Genomic DNA, 24,811 nt, shown 5'->3' on the forward strand with positions numbered 1-24,811 from the left:
CAATGAGATAAATGGCGTATAATAAGGATAAAAGGGAAATAAACCGATAAACGGTTTTCAATCCACTTCAACTCTGGTGCAGAATTCTAAGTAATGCCAACCAGTTCAATTCAAGGGGAATAGCGAAGGGTTGGCTGGCAGGGCAAACGCACGAAGAATGAAATTTCGAAATAAATCAACATTTTACGCTATTAGGGTTATTCCTGGCCTAGACTGTAACAGCTTGATTTCCAATTACTTTGTGATTTTCATGCTCTTGCCCTGGGTTGGCTGGCCCTTTCGAGTAAATTGGACACATAAGTGGACAGTCTGGACCACTTCCGAAAGGTGAGAGTTAGCGACCGCAATTCTTCTGCATATTGAAGTCACCAGGGGATATCTACTCACATTTGCTTAAATAAGCCTTGAGCATTACGACTGACCGCCAACTTTTCACCATTATTTTGCAAATAAACACTCATCCTCCCTGCAAAATCCCGTTTCACTTTGTCTATTGCATCAACCCGTACAATCGTAGAGCGGTGTATTTGCCAGAAAACATCCGGGTCAAGCTGCTTAATTAGCTCTTTTAGCGGTGTACGAATAAGATACTCATCATCATGGGTGTAAACGCTGACATATTTAGCTTCCGCATGCAGATAATTCACTTCATCAACTGATATCAAGCAAATATCGTCACCTTTACTGGCCCTTATCCAACGTAAGTACTGATTGGCAGGACTCTGTATTGTGGCAACTAAGCTCTGTAATGCATCAATCGATAATTTATCCCCACCTTGTGACGCAGAGTAACGATTTTTCAGATAATGCTGAATACGCTCACACGTTTGCAGCAAACGAGTTTCGTTAAATGGCTTAAGCAAATAATCTATTGCCTGCTCCTCAAATGCCTTTATCGCATATTCATCATATGCAGTAACAAAAACGACTAGTGGTACCTTATTGATCGACTTCAACGATTTAGCGACCGAAATTCCGTCAAGTCCTGGCATTCTAATATCAAGGAAAGCAATATCGGGTTGATATTGCTTAATACTGGCTAACACTGATTTACCGTCTTTCTCGCTTGCCACTACTTCAAGTTGCGGCCATACTTCTGCAAGTGTTTTGTTTAAATGATAACGCAGCAGCGGTTCATCATCTGCGATAACGGCAGTGTAAGATAACATTTCCTTCATATTGAATGCCCTCCAGGCAATAGCTCCATTTTAGCTATAACCCCCCCTATTTCCGGGGCAGAGATGAATAATCTAGCGTCCTCGCCATAAAGCCCTTTCAAACGCTGACGAATATTATCTAAACTAACACCATGCCCGGCATGCATCGACGGATGATTAAACCCTACACCATTGTCTTTGACTTCAACAATCAGCTTATTATTTTCACAACAAAGGCACACTACAATTTCACCGCCGTCTTCACAGGGCTCAATGCCATGATAAATTGCATTTTCCACCAGAGGCTGAAGCATATGTGGGGGGATCTCCCATTGCTTGTCCACGCTATCATTGACAATAAACCGGTAATTGAGTCTGTCACCTAAACGCATCGATTGAATCCCTAAGTAAGCATCGAGTAAATCAATTTCATCACCAAGCATGATCCACTGCCGACGACTCTTCTTTAAACTAATTCGTAATAACTCAGTAAGTTGTTCTAACAACTTCGTCGCTTTCCTAGGGTCGGCATCAATAAGGACTTGTAAATTGGCAAGAGTATTAAAAAGAAAATGCGGTTCAATCTGACTTTGTAAGACTTGCAACTGACTGACGACTAATGCACGCTCCTGCTCCGTCTGCGTAAGTTTAACTTGTTTCAGCTCATTTTCGATCAATAACGCCTTTTCTCGATTATAAAAAAAATAATAAATAATCGACGAGAAGAAAATACAAAAACTGATAAGATAAAAAATCTGATTATAATCTTTACTATTTACAAACCACACTGACCATAACAGGGCATGTATTGTTCCGAAAACTAAGGTTCCGCCAACCACAACGATAAAACCAATGAAAGGTGGCCAGTACGCACGATTATTTTGAACCATGTAGTTAATTATATTACAAATGCCACCGTATCCGAATGAGATAATCAAGTGTCGACTGAAAGCTCCTCCTATAATCACGTAGGTTATACAGGAGATAGCAAAGCAAAATAAAATGCTAATCACTGCATTCCTTAGTACATGACTTATCCTACTAGTACTCACGGCTTACATCCATTATCTATATTAATCTGATGGGAGGTATACTAAAGCTGAGATCAATATGCAACAAGTCACCTTGATGTAAGTATGAACTCACTCTTTTTCATTCTGTTTTATGAGAAGAAGGGATTTATGGTGCAATGCATCGTATCAGGAATCAGTATTATCGTTAGCCATTAATTAAGCTTTTAGCGCCTACCCCATACCTTATCGCATTATTTTGCGGTATGGTGTGGGGCTCAAACAAAAGAATAGATGATATGCAGTTAATGATTGAACAGCTCAACAAATTAAAAAATGCCTGGATGGCAAGCCACGTCACCGACGCTGAATTTCCGACACCACTCAGCGAGAAGGGATTGGCCTTGTATCAAGCAAAACAACTGCAGCTTTCATCTCAACTGATATCCTCTATTCCAGATTGTGCTACATCTTCTCTTTCTTTCTATCCTGTCGATTGTCACCCGCTGACCATCAGGTATTCGTTGGTACTTGCCAGCCAATGGGCAAAAGAAGCCGACAAAGATGCGCTCATTGAATATCTCACTCAAATTATGTTCGAACAAGATGCTCCGGCTCAGCTCTACGTTGGCTTTTATAAAGGAAAACCAGCCGCCTGCGGTATGATTTATCATCACCAGTCAGATGAGGGAAACTGCGCGCTCATTGCAGATGTTCATGCACTGCCCCTCGCTAATCAACAAGCGTTGCAAGATGAAATGGAAAACTACCTTCTCAACAAAGCAAAAGAAGACCATGACATTCTTGTTTTAACAAAATAATGGAAGTGATACCTTCTTATGAACGGAGGAGTATTGCTGCCGGACGAAATGATAGAAATGGGGTTTAAATAAACCCCATTTCAATTAACAAATCCACCCGCTGAAGCTATTTACCGAGAGACGGTTAATAGCGCATTTGCCAGATAATTAATTTGCTGTTCTTGAAGACCCGCAATATTTACACGGCCATCACCAACCGCATAAATCGCGAATTCTTTACGCAGGCGTTCGATCTGCTCAGGGGTTAAACCTGTAACTGAAAACATACCTTTATGTTTCTCGATAAAATCAAATGAATCAGATCCCTGAGTACGAATAGCTTGTGTCAGGCCAGCGCGTAAACTCCGTAAGCGGCCATTCATCTCACCAAGCTCTTGTTTCCAGACAGCCGTTAAATCATCATCGGTCAGAATCGTCGCAACGACTGCCGCACCGTGATCTGGCGGCATTGTATAAGTAGAACGCGCTAACTGCAGAATCCTCCCTTTCGCCTTTTGGGCTTCCTGCAAGCTATCACTGATCACAATCGCGGCACCGGTACGTTCACGATACAAGCCAAAATTCTTTGAACATGAGGTCGCGACAATCAACTCTTCGACATTATCAGCCATGTATTTAAGGCCTGCTGCATCTTGCTCTAAACCATCACCGAAACCTTGATAAGCAATATCAACAAATGGAAGGAAACCATTTTGATTTGCAAGTGCTGTTATCGCTTGCCAGTCGGCAAAAGAAATATCAGCACCGGTTGGGTTATGGCAGCAACCGTGTAGCAATACCACATCTTTAGGCCCGGCTTTTGCCAGTTCCGCCAACATAGCATCACTGTTCACTTGCTTGGTCGCAGAATCAAAATACGGATAATATTTCACAGTCAGTCCAGCGGCTTCCATGACAGGCTTATGATTGACGTAGCTGGGATTTGTTAACCATACCGTGGTATCCGGCTGGGCAAGACGCATCAAATCGGCCAACATACGCAACGCACCACTTGCACCGGGGGTTTGAACTGCGGCCGCCCGGCTATGTGCTGAGGTGCCTGATAGCAATAAATCCATCATCGACTGGTTAAATACTTCATCACCCGCCAGACCGACATAGGCCTTGGTTGTTTGCGTAGCCAGCAAGTATTGCTGTGCCTGCTGAACAGCCTGCATAATGGGCGTTTCACCTTGACTGTTCCGGTAGACACCAATCCCCAAATCCATTTTATCTGCCCGGCTATCTTCACGGTAGGCTATTGAAAGAGACAAAATAGGATCGAGCTGTGCTTGTGTAAGCTGCTTAAACATCAGATAAATTCCGTTTTTACTGTTAATCACTTCAAATTATCACTTCCGATTCAAAACGTCACGATGAAACCGTCCTCTTTTTACTTGCCTCCCACACCTACATTTAGAGAGATAGACATAATAGTGATCGAGATTAATATAATCCTAACCGCCCTTGCATCCTCACAATGACGGCCTAGATTTATATAATAAGTAAAAGGGATTTACGTCTTCATCTACATTATCAGCCTGAGATCAGGAGAGATTTATGAAAAACAGTGTTGATGTTCGTACCCTGCTAAGTGTGTATGAAAAAGTAAAAACGCAGGGCCAGCGTAAGGACAACCAATGTAAGCTAGAAGATATCACCTGCACCGAGAGTTTGGATGGTTACAGTGTGAGTCTGGCAGACGACAATGTCAGCCTGGATATCAACTTTCACAATACGTACCACTTCCATACTGATAATGACAACCCAGAAACCACCATCAATCAAACCACAGCAGATATACATAATAATAATGAGGCCCAGGTTCAGGCTTTTCTAAAAAAACTGATGGCGTTAGACGAACGCTATTAGCGTCCCATATGAGAATTGGATACTCAGTGTTAAGACTGTTCATCTCCTTAATACCCATAAAAACAAATGATGGACGTTACGGTTAACGGCGGAAATCACGGTCGATATTAACAAAACACACCCAAATTGCTCTGCCACATTCATAAAAGCCAGCTTAATTGCTGGCTTTGTTACATTTTCCCATTGAAACAAGGCACATAAACCTAGGCAGGGTTCCTTCGAAGAGAGCGGCGACGCCACCATTTGTGGAGCTCTTCAACCACGAATAAGCTGGAAGCGATCAGCAACAGTTGGCCCCACTCGGCTAAGGAAATCGGTTGGATCGCCAATACGTCGCTGATCCCCGGGGTGTACATGGCGGCAATGTGTACCAGTTGGGCAATAGGAACAGCTAACATCAAAAACGGATTAGCAAAGAGGGAAAGAGAAAAGAGTGACAGCGTTTCAGAACGGCTATTAAGCGCATGAATATTACCAAACAATACCATTAGCATCAGGGTCAGGTTTCTCGCCTGCTCCACAGGCTGGCCGGCATCAAGAGCAAGATAATAATTAATAAATGCCAACCCGCCCATCACGGTTCCGGAAATCAGAATATGCTCAATAATTATTTTTTCAAAAATCGGCTCTCTGGGTTTTCTTGGCTTAAAGCTAAGTTCATTGCCTTCTTTAGGTTCAAACGCCAGGGCGACGTCCTGCAACCCATTGGCGACTAAGTTCAGCCATAACAGTTGAACAGCGATCATTGGCATCGGCAAGCCGGCAATAACCGAGAGGAAAAACAGCCAAAGAGCAGAAAATCCGGTTGCCACCAATAAGGCGATAACCTTGCGTATATTGTTGTAAACCACACGGCCTTGCTCGATACCGGACACGATAGAAGCAAAGTTATCGTCAGTAATAATGAGATCCGCCGTTTCTTTCGCAACATCTGTTCCGCGCTTTCCCATTGCGATGCCGGTATTTGCCTGGCGCATAGCCGGTGCATCATTCACGCCGTCTCCGGTTACCGCAACAAAATGGCCCTGGCGCATAAAACTATCGACTATCTGCTCCTTTTGTTGCGGTTCAATACGGGCAAAAACGCGGATCGGTCTGATTAAGTCGTCTGCGGCTTTCAGACTTTGGGCATTGGCCTGATGGATCATACTTCCTGTGACAACAGCGGCATCTTGTTCACACAGACCAAGCTCTATGGCAATCGACTTTGCAGTAGCCGGGTGATCACCGGTGATCATCGCGACTTCAATCCCCCCGTTACGGCAGCGGGTTATCGCATCAAACGCTTCTTTACGTACCGGATCAATCATAGCCACCATACCTAGAAAGTTCATTTTCTCTAATGTCTTATGGCTGTTTTCAATCACTTCCCGTTTGGCCAGGGCAATAATCCGGTAACCTTGTTTAGCCAGAGATTCAAATTGATCTTCGATCAATGCCTTGTCAATGTCGACCGGCCCTGATGCCGTTTCCATTTGACTACACATACTGAGCATTTTTTCAGGGCTGCCTTTGGCATACAGCCAAGCACTGTCACCATCAAGATTCACGCTGCCGCTATAGGCTTTTTCTGGTTCGTAAGGGATAAGCTCCAGCTGGGTCTGCTGTTGCCGCAGTTGCGTGATCGACATCCCCAGCTTTTTAGCTAACACCAGAAATGCAACGTCGACGATATCACCGTCCGATACCCATTCTCCTCCGGCATAACTAAGATGGCTTTCATTGGCCAAGACACCAGCAATACACAACTGCTGCAGGTGTTGTTGTTCGGTATTACCGCAAATTTCACCGCCAGGAGCGATCCCTTCTCCCGTCACCTGAAAAGCCTTATTGTCTGGCAGTACTACCTGACGGATCGTTAACTCATTTACGGTCAATGTGCCCGTTTTATCAGAACAGATAAAGGTACACGAACCTAGCGATTCCACGGCGATCAGTTTACGGATAATGACATTGTTTTTGGCCATTCGCCTCATACCGATAGCCAGAGCGACAGTCAGCGCGGCGGGCAACCCCTCAGGTATCACCGAGACGGCGAGGCCAATGGTCATTAAGATAATGGCTTCGGTGGTATAGCTCCCTTTCAGCAACATCATGATCGTAAGCGTTAAGATTGCGATAAAAATACCGCCAGCGACCTGATAGGTAAAAGCCCGGATGCGGATCATCAATGGTGGTTCGGAGACACGCTCTTTCGTGACATGGCGAGCAATACGCCCGATCTCGGTATGGGTCGCCGTTGCGGTTACAATGGCCTGAGCACGTCCGTGGGTAATAATACTACCCGCAAAACACTGGTTTACCCTTTCCGACAACGGCGCGTCCTCAGCAACCTTGGCCCAGGGATTTTTACTCACAGCCAGAGACTCACCCGTTAACATCGATTCATCAACAGCCAAATTGTGGCAATTAATAAGGAGTACATCTGCGGGCACCTTGTCGCCGGAAGAGAGCAGAAGCAAATCACCCGGAACGATTTCTTCGACATCAATAGTGCGGGCAATACTGTCACGGATGACATGGGTTACACCTTTGACCATATTCCGTAATGCCGCTGCAGAGCGTTGGGCAGAATACTCCTGAACAGTGCCTATAATGGCGTTAAGGATCAGCACCACAATAATAAAGATACCACTAGGGTTTTGCCCCAGAATGAATGAAACAATGGCGGCAATAACCAGAATATAAATAAACGGACTTAAAAACTGTCGGGCAAATATTTGTACCGTTCCGGGCATCGGAGGCTCAGGCAACCGGTTGATACCATATTCTTTCAGTCTCTCTTCAGCATTTTTTTGTGTTAAGCCAGCACCAGTGTTTTGATCTGCGGAACCAGTCTGAGCAGCGCTTACAGCCTCTGTATTTTGCTCAGCAGATCCTGATTTTATTCCTTCTTTCAGCGAATTTAACGTCATGTGCTAATTCCCGCTATAAATAATATCAGTCGGGACAGTTATCCCAATTGATATAACATTCTTATTCCCGTACGCCCAAACCAGCTATTCATCATCCAGCCGAATATCCGATTAAAATGGATGCATGTCAGTTTTTAATACTGATAAGAATAGACTGAAAAATATGTAAAGTGAGACATTATGCAACTAGAGTGTTATTCAATTTGTATTCTTCGCAGATGATCAATGTTGGTTCAGATTCAATTCAATATCGCTGGTTTATTGTCTATAGGTATATTCAAGTCACTACAAGAGATTCAGAGCTTCCTCTGGAAACTCAATTCGAGCGAAATGAGAGGGAAACCAAGTGAACACACAAAAAATGAGCCCCAAAGAACAAGAAATCGTACTTGCGACGTTACATGAATGCTACCGACGACTTAAAGCCGCAAATACCACTCCAAAAGAAATCTCACAAGATGGCTTTAACCTGATGTTTAAATCCGCTTACCAGGGCGTAACAAAAAAACACTAATGGGTGTGGTCAATGTTCTCAACGAAAAGCCCAGCTTTCACTGGGCTTAACGCATGTCCTTACATGCTTTTATACCCTTCTGTAAGGCAGGTAAACAGGTTCCCACATTTGTTGAGCAAGTTCTTGTTGAATATTTTTACCTCGAAGCAGGCTATTCGGTTCAGTGGCTTGCATATTTTCAAGAATACTGGTTGCCACCACAACAGAGACTTCCTTCAGTTTACTGATCCTCGGGTATACGCATCCCGCAGCCAGATCTTCCTCTGAAACACACTCAGCCAAGGCGTAAGAAGCCATAGTGAACATGTCAAGGGTGACTTTCTGGGTTTGAGAAACTATCGATGCCAATCCCACACCAGGGAAGATAAAGACGTTATTACCCTGGCCGATCCGGTACTCATGGCCGTTGTAGTTAACATTATCAAATGGGCTTCCGGTGGCGACAATAGCCTGACCATCACTCCATTTGTAAATATCTTCTGGTATCGCTTCGCAGTTTGCGGTGGGGTTAGAAAGCGGAAATACCATTGGTCGTTTGGTGTATTCCAGCATCTTCTGAACGTGCTCTTCTTTAAATGCGCCGCCGATACCACTGGTTCCCAATAGCACCGTTACCGGATGGTTGTTGATAAGTTCTGTCAGAGAAACCTTGCCGAGCACTTCAGTGTGCCAGCCTTCAGCCAGTGCGCGAGGTTTGGCATAGCGTTTCTTGTATTCATCCAGACCATCCCGATCATCAAACACTAAGCCTTGCGAATCGAGTACAAATATTTTTTCCCGCGCCGCAACATGCGAGCAACCTTCTTTGAGTAGGCCCGCGTAAATCTGATCGGCGACCCCTACTCCACCAGCACCTGCCCCATAAACCACATAGGTTTGATCGGCAAGCTTCTCGTTTTTAATTTTCACCGCACCAAGTATACCCGCCAGCACAACGGAGCCTGTGCCTTGAATATCATCGTTAAATGACGGCAAGTCATCTTCGTAATCACTCAGGTTATCGAATGCATTGGATTTACTGAAATCTTCCCACTGCAATACCGCTTTCGGGAAGTGGCGCTTCACCTGCTTCACAAACTTACGGATGAAAGCCTTATATTCCTCGCCGCGCATACGTTTACGAGGCATCCCCAGATACATAGGATCATCAAGCAAATCCTGGTTGTCGGTACCAACGTCCAGTGCTATTGGCAGGCAATGTGCCGGATGAATACCAGCCCCCAGGGTATAAAGGGAAAGTTTACCAATTGGGATCCCCATTCCGCCGACACCCTGATCACCTAAGCCAAGAATGCCCTGGCTGTCGGTAACAACGATAATTTTGATGTCTTTGCCGATAAAGTGACGAGCCATCTCTCCCATTTCGTCAACACTATCTTCGGTAATGTACAGACCTCGCGCTTTTTGGTAACGGTGGCTAAATTCCTGGCATGCCTTACCGACGGTTGGGGTGTAGATGATCGGTGTCATTTCTTCTACATGACGGGATAACAATGCATAGAATAAGGTTTCGTTTCTATCTTGAAGGGCACGCAAGAAAAGGTATTTTTCAATATCTGTTGAGGCGTTTCTGAAGCCATCATATACACGGTTTAATTGATCATCGAAGGTTTGTACCCTTGGTGGAAGCAAGCCGCTCAACTGAAATGCTTCACGTTCTTCATAACTAAAGGCAGTGCTTTTGTTCAGGGTACGATCGTTGAGCAACTCGGTACCGGTTAATGAAACAGGTCGGAATTCATTGCCTTCTTCATCTTTCCACCTTAGGTATTTTCCTGTTGTCATGGTATCCCTCCACTATAAAAACAAATTATTATCAGTCCTCAAATGTCATCTGTCAGAAACGGCATGCGGTTTTATGCGAGGGCTGATTGGTTATCCCGTGATACTTAATAAATCAGTTGGTATCAGGATATGGCAAGTAATTGTATGCTTTTTGCAACATTAAAAATGTGAAGTAAAAGTGCCTGTCACAAGATGTCAGGCACTTTTATTCATTTCGAGACATGAGGGCCAGATTGTCTTCACCATTGCAATTACAGCGGTCGGAAGATAAACAGGCCTTGGTCCTTTTTCAGGTATAACTATTTGCCCTGCAACTCAACATGTGGCGCAACGGCTCCCTGAGGACGAGTGGCTAACTCTTCATATAACCGCCATTTACGTTCGGCCACAGTCTGCGCTTGAGCGGTAATATCACCGGCAAGTTCAGGGTGACTACGGCGTAAGCTCTGATAGCGCCCTTCGTTGTAGCGATACGCTTCCAGCGGGATCGTCGGACGTAATGTATCGAGCGAGAACGGATTCTCACCCACATCACGCAGTTCCGGGTTATAGCGGAATAATGGCCAGTGACCGGATTTAACCGCAAGCTGCTGCTGGTGCAGGCCATCTTCCATATTAATGCCGTGAGCAATACAGTGGCTGTAGGCAATAATGATTGATGGACCGCGGTAAGCCTCAGCTTCCCGCATCGCTAATAGCACCTGTTGCGGATCTGCCCCCAGCGCGACACGAGCAACATAGACGTTATTGTAAGAAATAGCCTGCATCGCGACGTCTTTCTTGATCGCTTTTTTACCGGCTGAAGCGAATTTCGCCACTGCGCCTAACGGGGTGGATTTCGACATCTGACCGCCAGTATTGGAATACACTTCGGTATCCATCACCAGCACGTTAACATCGGCACCACTGGCCAATACATGATCCAGACCGCTTGAGCCAATATCGTACGCCCAGCCGTCCCCCCCAACAATCCAGATTGAGCGGCGGATCAGCTGATCGGCGACAGATATCAGGTTCAACGCAGATTCTGTTCCGAATGCTTTAAGCTCCGTTTTAAGCAGATCAACACGCTTGATCTGTGCCTGAATTTCCGTTTCGGTATTTTGTTCAGCATTCAGTAATTGATCAACCAATAACGGATCGAGTCGGTCGCGGTTTTCCACCACCAACTGTTTCGCCATTTCGTGTTGCTTCACAGCAGCCAGACGGAAACCAAAGCCGAACTCGGCATTATCTTCGAACAATGAGTTCGCCCAGGCAGGCCCCCGCCCTTCGGCATTTTTCGACCATGGTGTAGTCGGTAAGTTACCGCCATAAATAGACGAGCAGCCCGTAGCATTGGCCACCATCATCCGATCGCCAAATAGCTGTGACATCAACTTAAGGTAAGGGGTTTCACCGCATCCCGCACATGCACCAGAGAACTCAAACAGTGGCTGCAGGAACTGCGCCCCACGGACATTCGAGAAGTCGATACGGGCACGTTCGTTGTAGGCCAACGCCTCAAAGAAGCTCAGGTTCTGCTTCTCTTGCTCCAGATAAGGCGCTTTCAGCTCCATATTGATAGCTTTGCGCTCGGGCAACGTTTCTGTCGCTTCTTGCACGACCATCGGGCAGGCATCGACACACAAGCTGCAACCGGTACAATCTTCGGCGTAAACCTGTAATGTGTAACGTGTATCCGGGAAGCCTCGGGCGGTAATGCCCGCAGATTTGAAGCCTTGTGGGGCATCATCCAGTTTCGACTTGTCGTAGAACTTGGCCCGAATCGCCGCATGCGGACAAACAATGCTGCAGTTACCACACTGGATACAGTCATCTTGCTCCCAGACTGGAATTTTCTGGGCAATATTGCGTTTTTCCCACTGCGTCGTACCTGACGGATAGGTGCCGTCGACCGGTAGCATCGAGACAGGAATAAGATCGCCCTTGCCCGCCATCATCGCCGCAGTGACTTCCTGGACAAACTTCGGCGCGAGTTCGGAAACTGTTGGTTTTGACACCCCCGTCGCCGTGACCTTATCTTGTACCTTCACCTGATAAAGGTGAGACAGGGTATGGTCAACCGCGGCAAAGTTTTTCTTTACCACTTCGGGGCCTTTACGGGCGTATGTTTTCTCTATCGCTGTTTTAATTTTAGCAATGGCAACGTCTTTTTCTAACACCCCGGAAAGGGCAAAGAAACACGTCTGCATAATGGTATTGATGCGATTGCCCATGCCGGTATCACGCGCCACTTTATAGGCGTCGATCACATGCAGGGTCATATTGCGTTCGATCAGTTGCTGCTGCATTCTTGCTGGCAGGCTGTCCCATACCTTATCCGCAGGTTCAGTCGTATTTAGCAAGAATGTCGCGTTATCCGCCGCTTTCGCCAGCATGTCTGTACTTTCAACAAAGGTTGACTGATGACAGGCAATAAAATTAGCCGACTGGATCAGGTACGGACTGTTGATCGGATGATGGCCGAAACGCAGGTGCGATTCGGTCTGCGAACCCGATTTTTTTGAATCGTAGACAAAGTAACCCTGAGCAAAATAGTCCGGATCATCTCCGATGATCTTGATGGTATTCTTATTCGCGCCTACCGTGCCGTCAGCCCCCAGGCCATAGAACATGGCGCGCACCACTTCGCTGGATTCAATATCGAAATCAGCATCGTAAGCGAGATGCGAGTTCATCACATCATCAATAATACCGACGGTAAAATGGTGCTTAGGCTGTTCTTTCGCAAGATTATCAAAGACGGCTTTAACCATCGCTGGTGTGAATTCTTTACTCGACAAGCCATAACGACCAGCCACTAAGCGTGGCATCTGCTCAAGGCGATTCTGTCCCTCACCATTAAAAGAATCCATCAATGCGGTCAGCACATCCTGATAGAGCGGATCGGCATTGGCTCCCGGCTCTTTGGTACGATCTAATATCGCCAGTTTTTTCGTTGTCTTTGGCAGTGCCGCCATCAGATGCTCTGCCGAAAGAGGCCGGTACAACCGCACTTGCAGCACACCGACTTTCTCGCCCTGTGCAACTAAATATTCGACAGTCTCTTTGATGGTTTCGACACCCGATCCCATCGCAATCACTACCCGCTCGGCATCTGGCGCACCGTGGAATTCGATCAGCTTATAATGGCGCCCCGTTAGCTTGCCCAGTTTATCCATACAGCCCTGAACAATGTCCGGGGTACTGGCATAAAACGGATTAACCGTTTCGCGACCCTGAAAATATACATCCGGGTTTTGCGCCGTGCCACGAATGAACGGAGTATCAGGACTCAAACCACGTTCACGGTGTGCCCGTACCAATTGGTCTGAGATCATTTCCCTGATATGGGCATCAGAAATCAGACTGATCTTGTTCACTTCATGGGAGGTCCTGAAACCATCAAAGAAGTGAATAAACGGAATACGTGCATCGAGCGTTGCGGCATGAGCCACCAGCGCCATATCGTGCGCCTCTTGTACCGAGGAAGCGGCAAGTAGTGCAAACCCCGTGCCCCGTGCGGCCATAATATCCTGATGATCACCAAAAATAGACAGCCCCTGAGCCGCCAGCGACCGTGCGGCGACGTGGAATACCGCGGATGTCAGCTCGCCAGCAATTTTGTACATGTTGGGCAGCATTAACATCAAGCCTTGCGAGGCCGTAAATGTCGTTGTTAGCGCACCACTTTGCAGCGAGCCATGGACGGTACCTGCGGCACCGCCTTCACTTTGCATTTCCGCGATCAGCGGAATATTGCCCCAAATATTTCGTTTGTCTTCTGCGGCCCACTGGTCAGCAAATTCGGCCATAGTCGAAGAAGGTGTAATTGGATATATTGCACACACTTCACTGACGCGGTATGCAATATGTGCCGCGGCTTCGTTACCGTCACAGGTGTGCATCACTGGCATCGATGAAAGAGCCGCCTTCGACGAATGAATCGTTTTATCTGTCATGATCTGCTCCTAGTCCGTTTCAGCGGCTACCATTTCGATGGCATGACAAGGGCACTGCAAATAGCAAGCTTCACAGCCGGTGCACTTATCGTAATCAACCTTATATCCCTTACCTTTTCCTAAACGGGTAATTGCCCCCTGAGGACAGGCACCAAAACAGCCATCACATTCAAAACAGTTGCCACAGGAGTAGCAACGCTTGGCTTCAAACAGGGCTTCCTGTTCAGTTAACCCCCCGAAGACTTCGTCAAACGATGTGGCACGTTGTACTACGGGAATTGCCGGCTGCTCGCTCTTGTCTGCATCGGTTTTATACCAGAGGTGCAACTTGTCGTAGCGGATCAGCGGTTGTTTGGAAATTTTGCTGAAGGTACGTTTATTCAGAAAAGCATCGATATGCGCTGCGGCTTTCTTACCGTGACCGACGGCGATTGTAACCGTACGATCACTTGGCACCATATCACCACCGGCAAATAACCCGTGATAGCCGGTCATCATCTGTTCGTTAACGATAACGGTTCCGTCTTTTTTATGCTCAACACCCGGAATCGACTTGGTCAGTTTGGTATCGATATTCTGACCAAGAGCCAGGATCAGGGAGTCCGCCTCGACGGTTTCAAACTCCCCTGTAGGCTGCGGACGGCCATCGCCGTCTATCGCCATTTTCTCAAGGGTAAAGGTCGTACCATCAATTTGGTTAATCGTTCGCTGCCAGTGGAATACCACCCCTTCTTCCATCGCTTCAACGCATTCAAAATCATGGGCTGGCATGTGGGCACGGTCGCGACGGTAAATCACCATCACATCGGCCCCCTGACGCCTGGCCGTTCGCGCGGCATCCATTGCGGTATTGCCACCACCATACACGGCAACACGCTTGCCCAGTGCTGGCGCAGTATTCATTTCTGTTGCTCGAAGATACGAGACAGCATCATTTACTTTGCCGGGATCATCGTTGGGAATATCCAGCCCCCGTCCGACATGCGCGCCTATAGCAAGAAAGACAGCATCAAATTGCCCTCTTACTTTTTCTGCCAGCAAATCTTCGACGGTATGATTGAGCACAATCTTAATACCCATTGCTTCAATACGGGCGATTTCACTTTCCAGAATATCACGGGGTAAGCGGTAGGCAGGAATACCGAAATGCATCATGCCACCGGCCATTGGCGCAGCGTCGCGGATCTCGACATCGTGCCCTTTTCGTTTCAGGTGATACGCCGTTGCTAGGCCACTCGGGCCAGCCCCGACAACCAACACCCGCTTCCCGGTTGGTTGCGCATCAACACGCACTTGCCAGCCTTTTTCTATCGCCTGATCGCCCAGAAAACGCTCCACCGCATGAATACTGACAGCTTGATCAATATTGGCACGGTTACAGGCGGATTCGCACGGGTGGTAACAGACGCGACCATGGATCGCCGGCATGGGGTTGTTTTTGATCAAAGCCTGAAACGCTTCTTCGTATTGCTCTTCCTGCGCTAGCGACAGCCATTCCTGAATATTACTCCCGGTCGGGCAAGCATGGTTACAGGGCGGCAGGGAGTTGGAATAGATGGGGAATTTTGTTCTGACTGGTCCCGATCCCTTCTTGAGGGTGAGATCCGGAGGAAGGGTCATATCCTTTGGACAATTACTCATAATGCTCTACCTTTCTCTAAGTGCCTGGTGGCACAATAAAGAGCAAGCCACTCAATTCCATTGTTATGAGAAGCTTGCTGTTTCACATCGCTTTTTGTCTGTTCTTCTGCTTTGTCGGTACATCAGACTCGCTTTTAGGTGTCAATTTTTAGATATTGCTTTGTAGGGTAGATGTCGACAATGTAAACGATGAATATTTTTTCCATAAAAAAGTGTAGCCGTTCAAGTCTATGCCATTTCATTAATCTGCAACGAGATGAATAACTACATTTCACACATAACTTAAACCGCTACGCAGGTTCCGGCTTTTTCAGCCAGCACATCGAGGCCTTGTTCTAACGCGCCGATATACGCCCGACCGCCAAACTGGGCAAATTCAGCGGCGGCCTCAACTTTCGGCCCCATCGAACCAGCAGGGAATTCATGTTCACTTAGCTCGGCCGGTGTCACTGAACGCAACGCACGTTGCTGGTCTGTTCCCCAATCGAGATAAACGGCATCCGCATCGGTCAGGATCAGCAGCTTGTCAGCCTTTAACTGTTTAGCCAGTAATGTCGCGGACAGATCTTTATCAATCACCCCTTCTACGCCCCGGTAACCGAAATCTGAACGACAGACCGGGATCCCGCCGCCGCCACAGCAAATGACCATTTGCCCGGCTTCGAGCAAGGTATCAATTGAGGTTTTATCGAGAATGTTCATTGGCTTTGGCGATGGCACAACCCGGCGTAGAAATTCCCCATCGCGTTTCATGACCCAATTATTGGCTTCGGCTAAAATACCCGCTTCGTCTTCGTTATAAACCGGGCCGACAAATTTGGTAGGATCGAGCATGCTCGGATCATCAGCATCCACTTCAATGCGCGTTAACAAGCTTGCGACCTGAGTCTCCGGCATCAGGTTTTGCAACTCCTGGGCCAGCATATACCCGATCATGCCTTCACTTTCCGCCCCTAGAACATCTAATGGATACGGCGCTACTTTATCGTAAGCAAGATTCTGTAATGCTAACAACCCTACTTGCGGGCCATTGCCATGCACAATAGCAACACGGTATTCTCGCGCAATCTCGGCTATCGCTTTGGCGGCAATCTTGATATTGGCCAATTGGTTTTCAAAGCTCGGCGCATCACCGCGACGTAATAGGGCATTGCCGCCTAAGGCAACGACAGCTGTCGGTTTCATGTTGACTCCTTTATTTATAAGTTTATTTATCCCTTTTCTCTGCGGCCTATTTTTTAATCTTTCAGATTCTGCCGAAGAAAAGGCTCGCGACGAATAAAGCGGCCATTCCCTGCTTTCCCCATAAATTCGCCATTGCACGACACCACCTCGCCACGGCTGATGGTCATGACTGGCCAGCCATGGCTTTGTATTGCTTCATACGGGGTATAATCGGTATTGTCATGCAATAAATCGTGGCTGATGGTGACTTGCTGCTTCGGATCAAACAGCACTAAATCAGCATCAGAACCGGTGGCCAGACACCCTTTTAGCGGATAGATACCAAAGAGTCTGGCTGGCATATAACTGGTTAGTTCAACAAAACGGCTTGGGCTGATACGCCCTTTCATTACGCCTTCAGAAAACAACAGCGGCATTCGGGTTTCGACCCCCGGCATGCCATTCGGGCAAGCGGTAAAATTATCTTTGCCGCGCTGTTTCTGGGTCTGGTATGTGAACGAGCAATGGTCGGTTGCGACCGTATCAATGCTGCCGTCGGTTAATCCCGTCCACAATTTTTCCAACTCTTCTTTCGGGCGTAATGGCGGGCTGAGAATAAATTTCAGTGCATCTTCCTGCTCATAGCAGCTGTCATCAAGCAGCAGATATTGCGGGCAGGTTTCGGCCCAGACCGGTTGGCCGTTACGACGCGCCAGACGAATGTAATCCAGACCTAAGCCATTAGATAAGTGAACGATATAAAGCGGTGCGTCATCAGCCAGCCTTGCCAGATTGATCATTCTGCCAATGGCTTCTGCTTCGCATTCTAAAGGGCGGCTGATGGCATGGTATTTCGGGGCGGTTTTTCCGGCTTCAAGTAACTGTGTACGCCGGAGTGCTATCGCAGCATCATTTTCCGGATGAACGGTGGTTAAGGCGTTGACCTGATTCAATCGGCTCAGCGCCCGCAGTACGGATTCGTCATCCAGTTTATAGCCATAGGTGAGATAGAGCTTAAAGCTGGAGATCCCTTCCTGTTCAACCATAGAGGCCATTTCGTTCAGGATCTCGTCATTAACATGCTGGATAACGCCATGAAAGCTGTAGTCAATAACCGCTTTATCTTTGGCGCTCTCTTTATAAACGTTGAGTTGGTGGTGAAGGTTACAGCTCTTTGGTCCAAACCCCATATGATCGATGATCATGGTGGTGCCACCACATGCGGCTGAACGGGTGCCGGTATAAAAATCATCGCAGCTACGAGCAAAGCCCACATCAAGATTAAAATGAGTATGGACATCAATACCACCCGGCATGACGTACATACCAGAGGCATCAATGATCTTCGTCTCAGCAGGATAGTCACTTATTGACGGTGCAATTTGGGCAATTTTGCCGTCGACAATAAGAATGTCCTGATTGGTTTCGCTATGTGCATCAACCACGATGCCATGCTTAATTAAGGTAGCGCTGGCCTTAGAATTACCAGTCTCAATCGGGGAATGACCGCTTTGCTTCATAACGCTATCCTTCGCTTTATCTGCACTTGAAAATCAAATTACACTGGTCGCTTTAATCGCAACTATTTCGTTTAGTAACAAATAGACAGTGTCTGTTGACTGGCTAAAGGCCGACTCAGTTAGTAAACGAAATAGCAAAGATATTGCGGTTTAAACATAAGACAAAAGCCATCCCGAGGGGGATATGTGGTCAGCTCTCAGGCAGAGCGAGCTGACCCCCTCGGGACGGAAGTCGGTATCAATGTCGGCTACTCGCCAACATCGCTAATTACTTTTCACCTAACTGCTTCAGATACATCTGCGGGATCACAGCGTACATTGCAGCACATGTTACCAAGTGGTCTTTCCAGGTTTTCTCGTTTGGCGCATGTGCTTCTGGCTCTTTACCCGGACCGAAACCAATCACTGGAATGCCGTAACGGCCCATGATAGATACGCCGTTCGTTGAGAACGTCCACTTATCAACCGTTGGTTTCTTGTCAAATAGAAGCTCATAAGAAGCTTCCAGCGTTTTAGTCGCGACATGCTCTTCATCAATTAACCAAGTCGGGAAGTAGCACTCTGTTGGGTATACCAATCCGGTGTAGGCTGGACGGTTATATTCGTACATTGAAACAACCGCGTTAGCTTCTTGTACCGCTGGTAGTGCACGAATTTCGTCTAATGCACCTTCCCATGTTTCGCCCCAAGTTAAGCGACGGTCAATAGACACTGCGCAGCTATCTGCCACAGCGCAACGGCTTGGTGAGGTGAAGAAAATTTCAGACACGGTTAGTGTGCCTTTACCCAGGAATTCGTCATTTTTAAGATTATGAGAAAGTCCTTCAAGTTGGTTAAGGATCGGGCCCATCTTAAAGATCGCGTTATCACCGCGCTCTGGTGCAGAGCCGTGACAGCTCACCCCTGCAACATCAACACGAATTTCCATACGGCCACGCTGACCACGATAGATTTGGCAATCTGTCGGCTCTGTCGATACCACGAACTCAGGACGGATTTTGCTTTCTTCAATGATGTACTGCCAGCAAAGGCCATCACAGTCTTCTTCCTGAACCGTACCGGTTACAAGTAAGGTATATTCGTCTTCAAGGCCCAGATCTTTGATGATCTTACCGGCGTAGACCATAGATGCCATGCCGCCTTCCTGATCTGACGCACCACGACCACCGATGATTTCATCGTCTTCCATACCCTGGTACGGGTCAAATTCCCAGTTATCCATGTTGCCGACACCGACGGTATCAATGTGTGCATCCATCGCAATAAGATGCGGACCATGACCGATCCAGCCCAATACGTTACCCATTGGGTCGATTTCGACCTTGTCGAAACCCACTTTTTCCATTTCTTCTTTAATGCGCAGTACTACTTTTTCTTCGTCACAGCTTTCGCTTGGAATCGCAATCATATCGCGCAGAAAACGGCTCATATCCGCTTTATATTCTTGGGCTTTTTCTAGGACAGTGTTGAAAGGGATGTTCATTGTCATTTTAATTCTCCTTAAGTCGGATGGTGGTCATCACACCCGACATGATATTTTTGTCTTTAAGACCTGAAGCCCTGTTTACACGATGACAAAACCGAGCTCGCAAATTGTTATTGGATTCTGCTAGTAACTAAGCTGTTGTTGGGTGCTTACCTTCCCACACAACTTCACGGTAATGAACGGGATCGGTGTCACCTTCGGTGTTGATCAACAGCACTACGGAGTCTTTTGTCAGCCCCATTTTTGCCATCAGCTCTTCTCGCTGCGGATGGTAATATATAGCAGCTAGCAAGCCTGCTCCCACCGCGCCGGATTCACCGGATACCACACGAGGGTCAGAACCTAACGGATTGCCGAGAACACGCATACCAAGTGCAGCAACGTTGTCCTGGCACGAGACAAACTGGGTACTGCAGTCGCGCAGTACTGGCCAGCCGAGTGGGTTTGGTTCGCCACATGCTAATCCAACCATGATGGTGGCAAGATCGCCGTCAACGTTGACCATGTCGCCATCGGCACTGATACCAGAACGGTAAATACAGTCGGCCTGATCGGGTTCAACCACGACAGAATGCAGGTTGTCCGCACCAAACTTGTCGCAGAGATAGCCCAGTACCCCCCCCGCCATGGCACCGACACCGGCTTGCAAGAAGACATGAGTCGGCTGGTTGATACCTTGGCTTTGCATCTGATCTACCGCTTCTGCCGCCATTGTGGTGTAACCTTGCATGATCCAGGTTGGGATCTTGGTATAACCTTCCCAAGCGGTATCCTGCACTACTTTCCAACCACACTCTTCTGCCGTTTTAATGGCTAGACGCACGGTGTCATCGTAGTTCATATCAGTAACGATGCATTTTGCACCCAGTGCGCGAATGTTATTTACTCGCTCATCCGCTGCCCCTTTAGGCATATAGACCACAGCGTTCTGACCCAATTTATTGGCCGCCCAGGCGACACCGCGACCGTGGTTACCATCGGTTGCGGTTGCAAAGGTCATTTTTTCTGTGATGTCGGTTTTCAGTTTGTCAAAATCAAACGTGTTGATATCAAGCTGGTATTCATCACAAAGCAGACGGGCAATGGCATACGCGCCACCCAGCATCTTGAATGCACAGAGATCGAAGCGGTATGCTTCATCTTTAACGAGAATTTTTCCAACACCAATTTCTTTGGCTAAGCAGTCAAGTGATTGCAACGGTGTTGGTTGGTAGCCTTCAACTTTTTGATGGAAGGCGCGGGCTTTTTCCGCTTCATCAATGGTGAACAGAGAAGATTGCTGACCGTTATAATGGCGGTTATCGGCTATCTCCATTTTTAGAGAGAATGTAGACACGACCAGACCTCATTGATGTGAATAGAAAGAAAATGCGGGGATAACCGGAATCTGTTACCCCGCGAAGGGTTTGCATTTTTCCAACTGTATTAACTATATAATTGAATACAGATATAGCAGCTACTGTAGCTATTCAGCTCGCTGCTATTTTGTTCAAGAGCAACGAGGAAGCGCGGAGTTTATAAGTATAAATGAGCACTTCTGATGCCGTTATTGGGCAAAATAGCAAGACGATGAATAGTTAGTGTTATTTAACGCGCTTTTCGTACTCATCAAGCAGCTGTTGCAGTACGGCACCTGGTTCCTGGTACTTGCGGTTCATGATCATGGCCGCAATCACATATGGCTTCCAGCTGGCTTCTTTGTAGGTCGCGATGCGGTATTTTTCGAATACCGATTCTTCGACTTCACCTTCTTTACAAGAAACGCCGGTGATATCGGCAGGCAGGCAGTGCATGTACAACGCTTCACCGTCTTTGGTGTGCTTCATCATTTCTTCAGTGCAGTGCCAGTCTTTGTGATTAGCATTCTGAGCCAGACATTCTTGCTCAAGTGCTTTCAGACCGTCATGGTCATTGGCACGAAGTAGCTCGGTACGACGTTCCATTACCTGATAAGGCGCCCATGATTTTGGATATACGATATCAGCGTCTTTAAATGCCTCTTCCATCGAAGCAACCTGAGTGAAACTACCGCCAGATGCTTCAGCATTCTTGCGCGCTTGTTCGACAACGTCAGGAATAAGATCATAGCCTTCAGGGTGAGCCAACGTCACATCCATACCAAAACGGGTCATCAGGCCGATAATGCCTTGTGGCACTGAAAGTGGTTTGCCATAGCTTGGCGAGTAAGCCCAAGTCATCGCAATTTTCTTGCCTTTCAACTTCTTGAGGTCACCGAAATGCTCTTCCAACCAGGCAAGGTCGGCCATAGATTGGGTTGGGTGGTCAATATCACACTGAAGGTTAACCAATGCAGGACGATTAGGCAGTACGCCCTCTTTCACGCCTTCATCTAACGCTTCGCCAACTTCACGCATGTAAGCATTACCCGCACCTAAATACATGTCATCACGAATACCGATGGCATCGGCACAAAAAGAAATCATGTTTGCGGTTTCACGTACGGTCTCGCCGTGAGCGATTTGTGATTTACCTTCGTCAAGATCTTGCTGAGCGAGGCCCAGCATATTAATTGCCGATGCGTAAGAAAAACGAGTACGGGTTGAGTTATCGCGGAATAGCGAAATACCTAAACCATTTTTAAAGACGTTGGTTGCAATATTTTCCTGGCGCATCGCTTTTAAAACCTGCGCCGTTTTTAATACACGCTCCAGTTCTTCAGGGCTCTGCTCCCAGGTCAAGAGGAAATCTTTATTATGAAGTTCTGACTTTAGTTCATTGATTTCCTTGATAAGTTCATTAATGCTTTTCATTTTATTCTTCCCAGTTATTAATTCGATAGCCAGTTAGTGGTCTGTTATCAGGTTAGAAATTCGTTATTAAGCCTGTGGCTGGAAAAAGTCTGTCGGGTTATAACAGACGTCTGATTCTCTTAATCCAATTACTATGCCAACAACAGAATTCAAAATGAAAAAAATATTTTTTATTATTAAAACAGTGGGTTATAAGGTGAGATGATTTTATCCGTGTCTTCTCTGTTTCGCTCCTCACTATCACGGACTATCAGCGATAGCGACCAAAATGATAGTGACTCGATGTCGGTTTATCATATTGATATCTAGGTGTGATCTACCTTGCAATTCCTATTGCGCATCGCGATTCCATTATAAAATCCTGATGCACATCAAACTGATGAGTATTAATGTTTACTATGTTACTACGGTCTTTTCATTTAGAAATAGATTTATACTATGTTGAATACACTTCACCAGTCTGAATTAATGCAGTTACAGCCCACGATACTGCGATTCACGCAAATGCTTTCAGCCGTCTTACAGTTAGACGCAGAAGTGGTTGATGCTGATCTAGTTCGTATCGCTGGTACCGGCCCTTACAGTAAGTTTTTTGGAAAAAAACTGAATACCACCTCAAGAATATTTCGTTATATCCTTGAAACCCATCAGGAAAAAGTTGTAGTCAAGTCACGGACCGATCCTATTTGTGATGGCTGCTCCAATAAAGAAAGTTGTCGTGAAACCGCCTTTTTAGGCGTCCCTATTATGATCGAAGACCGTTGCATCGGCGTGATTAGCCTGGTGGCGTTTACTGAGGAGTCACGGGAAAAGATCAAAGAAAACGTCCAGTTATTCTCTGACTATATCCGGCATATTTCTCAAATTTTTGTCTCTAAAGTGCTGGAGTCCGGAGACAACGATAATGGACTAAGTAAAGTATTTACCAGCCTGATTGAAAATATGGATCAGGGGGTACTGGTACTTGATGACAATAACCGGGTGAAATACGGCAACGATCCGGCTTTGAATAACCTTAATATTTCCCGTGACGGATTGGCCCATATCGCAGTCAACATTCAGCCATTATCTTTCCATAACAATGAATTAAAAGGTCATCAACAACATATTATTTCATTAGGAGAACGCCAGGAGCTGGTTGTCGGCCAGTTCCATGATATTCAAGGCCACCAATTATTTTTAATGGCTTTCTACCAGCCCAATACGTCTTTTGAAATAGGCAAGCCGCCGCAACAATTGCGCAGCGTTATTGGCGAATGCAAGCAAATGCAAACACTTAAGACATTGATCAGCCGTATTGCCACAAGCCCTTCAAGTGTATTAATTAACGGTGAAAGCGGAACGGGTAAAGAAGTCATTGCCCACGCGGTGCACAACCTAAGCGATCGCAACGATAAACCCTTTGTTGCCATCAACTGCGCCGCAATTCCAGATCAGCTGCTTGAAAGTGAACTGTTCGGCTATGTCAGAGGTGCCTTTACCGGCGCTTCGAATAAAGGAAAGACCGGCCTGATCCAGGCCGCGAATAAAGGCACTCTGTTCTTGGATGAAATTGGCGACATGTCGATGACATTGCAGGCCAAACTGCTGCGTGTTCTTGAAGAACGTGAAGTCATGCCGATTGGTTCCAACACCGCAGTGCCTGTCGACATTCGGGTAATTTCAGCGACGAACCGTGATTTTTCTGAAATGATCGCGACCAACAAGTTCCGTGAAGATCTTTTTTATCGACTGAATGTCATTCCAATTCACCTTCCGCCACTTAAAGATCGTCAGGGAGATGTCGACATACTGGTACATTACTTCCTTGATATCCACACCCGGAAAATCGGGGTTGGTTATCCGGGTATCACCCCCAGTGTCATGACCCGGCTGAATAGCTATAACTGGCCGGGTAATGTACGCGAGCTCAGCAACTTAATCGAGTACCTGGTGAATGTTGTACCTGCCGGGGATATGATTGATGTCGATTTACTGCCACCTTATTTCGAACGTACGCCCTGTGAGAAACGCAGCGAACAGCACACTATGGATGACAGTATTATGAGCCTCGAAGAGATGGAAAAAATTCGCATCGAAGAGGCAATTAATCGCTTGGGTAATCGTAAGTTAGTCGCAGAAGAGCTAGGAATTGGTATTGCTACATTATACCGCAAGATCAAGAAATTCGAGTTAAGCTCTCATCACGCTTAATTCACATTTTATTCATCACTAATAACAAAACCCGCTGAA

Annotated in this window: 16 protein-coding genes; 4 read left to right on the forward strand and 12 right to left on the reverse strand. The window is 46.8% G+C overall.

Going from position 1 to position 24,811, the window contains the following annotated elements:
* Positions 1–383: 383 nt before the first annotated feature.
* Positions 384–1,169 (reverse strand): LytR/AlgR family response regulator transcription factor, encoded by a 786-nt coding sequence (locus AC2204_RS07300; RefSeq protein ID WP_318925031.1) that lies wholly within the window; start codon positions 1,167–1,169, stop codon positions 384–386.
* 5 nt (positions 1,170–1,174) lie between these two features.
* Positions 1,175–2,170, reverse strand: a complete 996-nt coding sequence (locus tag AC2204_RS07305; protein ID WP_318924858.1) for a sensor histidine kinase — start codon at positions 2,168–2,170, stop codon at positions 1,175–1,177.
* A 296-nt stretch (positions 2,171–2,466) separates the two neighbouring features.
* Here AC2204_RS07305 and AC2204_RS07310 point away from each other — a divergent pair, with 296 nt between their 5' ends.
* On the forward strand, positions 2,467–2,988 hold the full coding sequence (locus tag AC2204_RS07310; RefSeq protein WP_318924860.1) for a hypothetical protein: 522 nt from the start codon (positions 2,467–2,469) through the stop codon (positions 2,986–2,988).
* A gap of 110 nt (positions 2,989–3,098) precedes the next feature.
* Here AC2204_RS07310 and AC2204_RS07315 read toward each other — a convergent pair whose 3' ends face one another.
* Positions 3,099–4,280 carry an amino acid aminotransferase gene (locus AC2204_RS07315; protein WP_318924861.1) on the reverse strand — a complete coding sequence of 394 codons (1,182 nt, stop codon included), beginning with the start codon at positions 4,278–4,280 and terminating at the stop codon, positions 3,099–3,101.
* Between the two features lie 247 nt (positions 4,281–4,527).
* Between AC2204_RS07315 and AC2204_RS07320 the strand changes: the two genes are divergently transcribed.
* On the forward strand, positions 4,528–4,839 hold the full coding sequence (locus AC2204_RS07320; RefSeq protein ID WP_318924863.1) for a DUF3081 family protein: 312 nt from the start codon (positions 4,528–4,530) through the stop codon (positions 4,837–4,839).
* Positions 4,840–5,042: 203 nt separating this feature from the next.
* Here the strand turns inward: AC2204_RS07320 and AC2204_RS07325 are convergent, their stop codons facing one another.
* A complete protein-coding gene (locus AC2204_RS07325; protein ID WP_318924864.1) occupies positions 5,043–7,754 on the reverse strand; it encodes a cation-translocating P-type ATPase in 2,712 nt (903 codons plus the stop codon).
* 346 nt (positions 7,755–8,100) lie between these two features.
* Between AC2204_RS07325 and AC2204_RS07330 the strand changes: the two genes are divergently transcribed.
* The gene (locus tag AC2204_RS07330) at positions 8,101–8,268 is read left to right on the forward strand and encodes a hypothetical protein (RefSeq protein ID WP_318924865.1); all 168 of its coding nucleotides are present in this window, start codon (positions 8,101–8,103) and stop codon (positions 8,266–8,268) included.
* A gap of 69 nt (positions 8,269–8,337) precedes the next feature.
* Here the strand turns inward: AC2204_RS07330 and AC2204_RS07335 are convergent, their stop codons facing one another.
* The 8 genes from AC2204_RS07335 to ygeW all read right to left on the reverse strand — a co-directional run bounded on the left by AC2204_RS07335 (position 8,338) and on the right by ygeW (position 22,579).
* Positions 8,338–10,053, reverse strand: coding sequence for an NAD-dependent malic enzyme (locus AC2204_RS07335; protein WP_318924866.1), 1,716 nt, complete (start codon positions 10,051–10,053; stop codon positions 8,338–8,340).
* A 299-nt stretch (positions 10,054–10,352) separates the two neighbouring features.
* Entirely contained in the window at positions 10,353–13,997 is a 3,645-nt protein-coding gene (gene nifJ / locus AC2204_RS07340; RefSeq protein WP_318924867.1) for a pyruvate:ferredoxin (flavodoxin) oxidoreductase, read from the reverse strand.
* Between the two features lie 9 nt (positions 13,998–14,006).
* A complete protein-coding gene (locus AC2204_RS07345) occupies positions 14,007–15,638 on the reverse strand; it encodes an NAD(P)-binding protein (RefSeq protein WP_318924868.1) in 1,632 nt (543 codons plus the stop codon).
* Between the two features lie 282 nt (positions 15,639–15,920).
* Positions 15,921–16,823, reverse strand: a complete 903-nt coding sequence (gene arcC / locus AC2204_RS07350; RefSeq protein WP_318924869.1) for a carbamate kinase — start codon at positions 16,821–16,823, stop codon at positions 15,921–15,923.
* Positions 16,824–16,876: 53 nt separating this feature from the next.
* On the reverse strand, positions 16,877–18,322 hold the full coding sequence (gene hydA / locus AC2204_RS07355; RefSeq protein WP_318924870.1) for a dihydropyrimidinase: 1,446 nt from the start codon (positions 18,320–18,322) through the stop codon (positions 16,877–16,879).
* A gap of 268 nt (positions 18,323–18,590) precedes the next feature.
* Positions 18,591–19,811, reverse strand: a complete 1,221-nt coding sequence (locus AC2204_RS07360) for a YgeY family selenium metabolism-linked hydrolase (RefSeq protein ID WP_318924871.1) — start codon at positions 19,809–19,811, stop codon at positions 18,591–18,593.
* Between the two features lie 127 nt (positions 19,812–19,938).
* Positions 19,939–21,144, reverse strand: a complete 1,206-nt coding sequence (gene dpaL / locus AC2204_RS07365; protein ID WP_318924872.1) for a diaminopropionate ammonia-lyase — start codon at positions 21,142–21,144, stop codon at positions 19,939–19,941.
* Between the two features lie 247 nt (positions 21,145–21,391).
* A complete protein-coding gene (gene ygeW / locus AC2204_RS07370) occupies positions 21,392–22,579 on the reverse strand; it encodes a knotted carbamoyltransferase YgeW (protein ID WP_318924873.1) in 1,188 nt (395 codons plus the stop codon).
* A gap of 438 nt (positions 22,580–23,017) precedes the next feature.
* Between ygeW and AC2204_RS07375 the strand changes: the two genes are divergently transcribed.
* A complete protein-coding gene (locus AC2204_RS07375) occupies positions 23,018–24,772 on the forward strand; it encodes a sigma 54-interacting transcriptional regulator (RefSeq protein WP_318924874.1) in 1,755 nt (584 codons plus the stop codon).
* The last annotated feature ends 39 nt before the right edge of the window (positions 24,773–24,811 follow it).

This window comes from Photobacterium sp. (genome assembly GCF_057456235.1).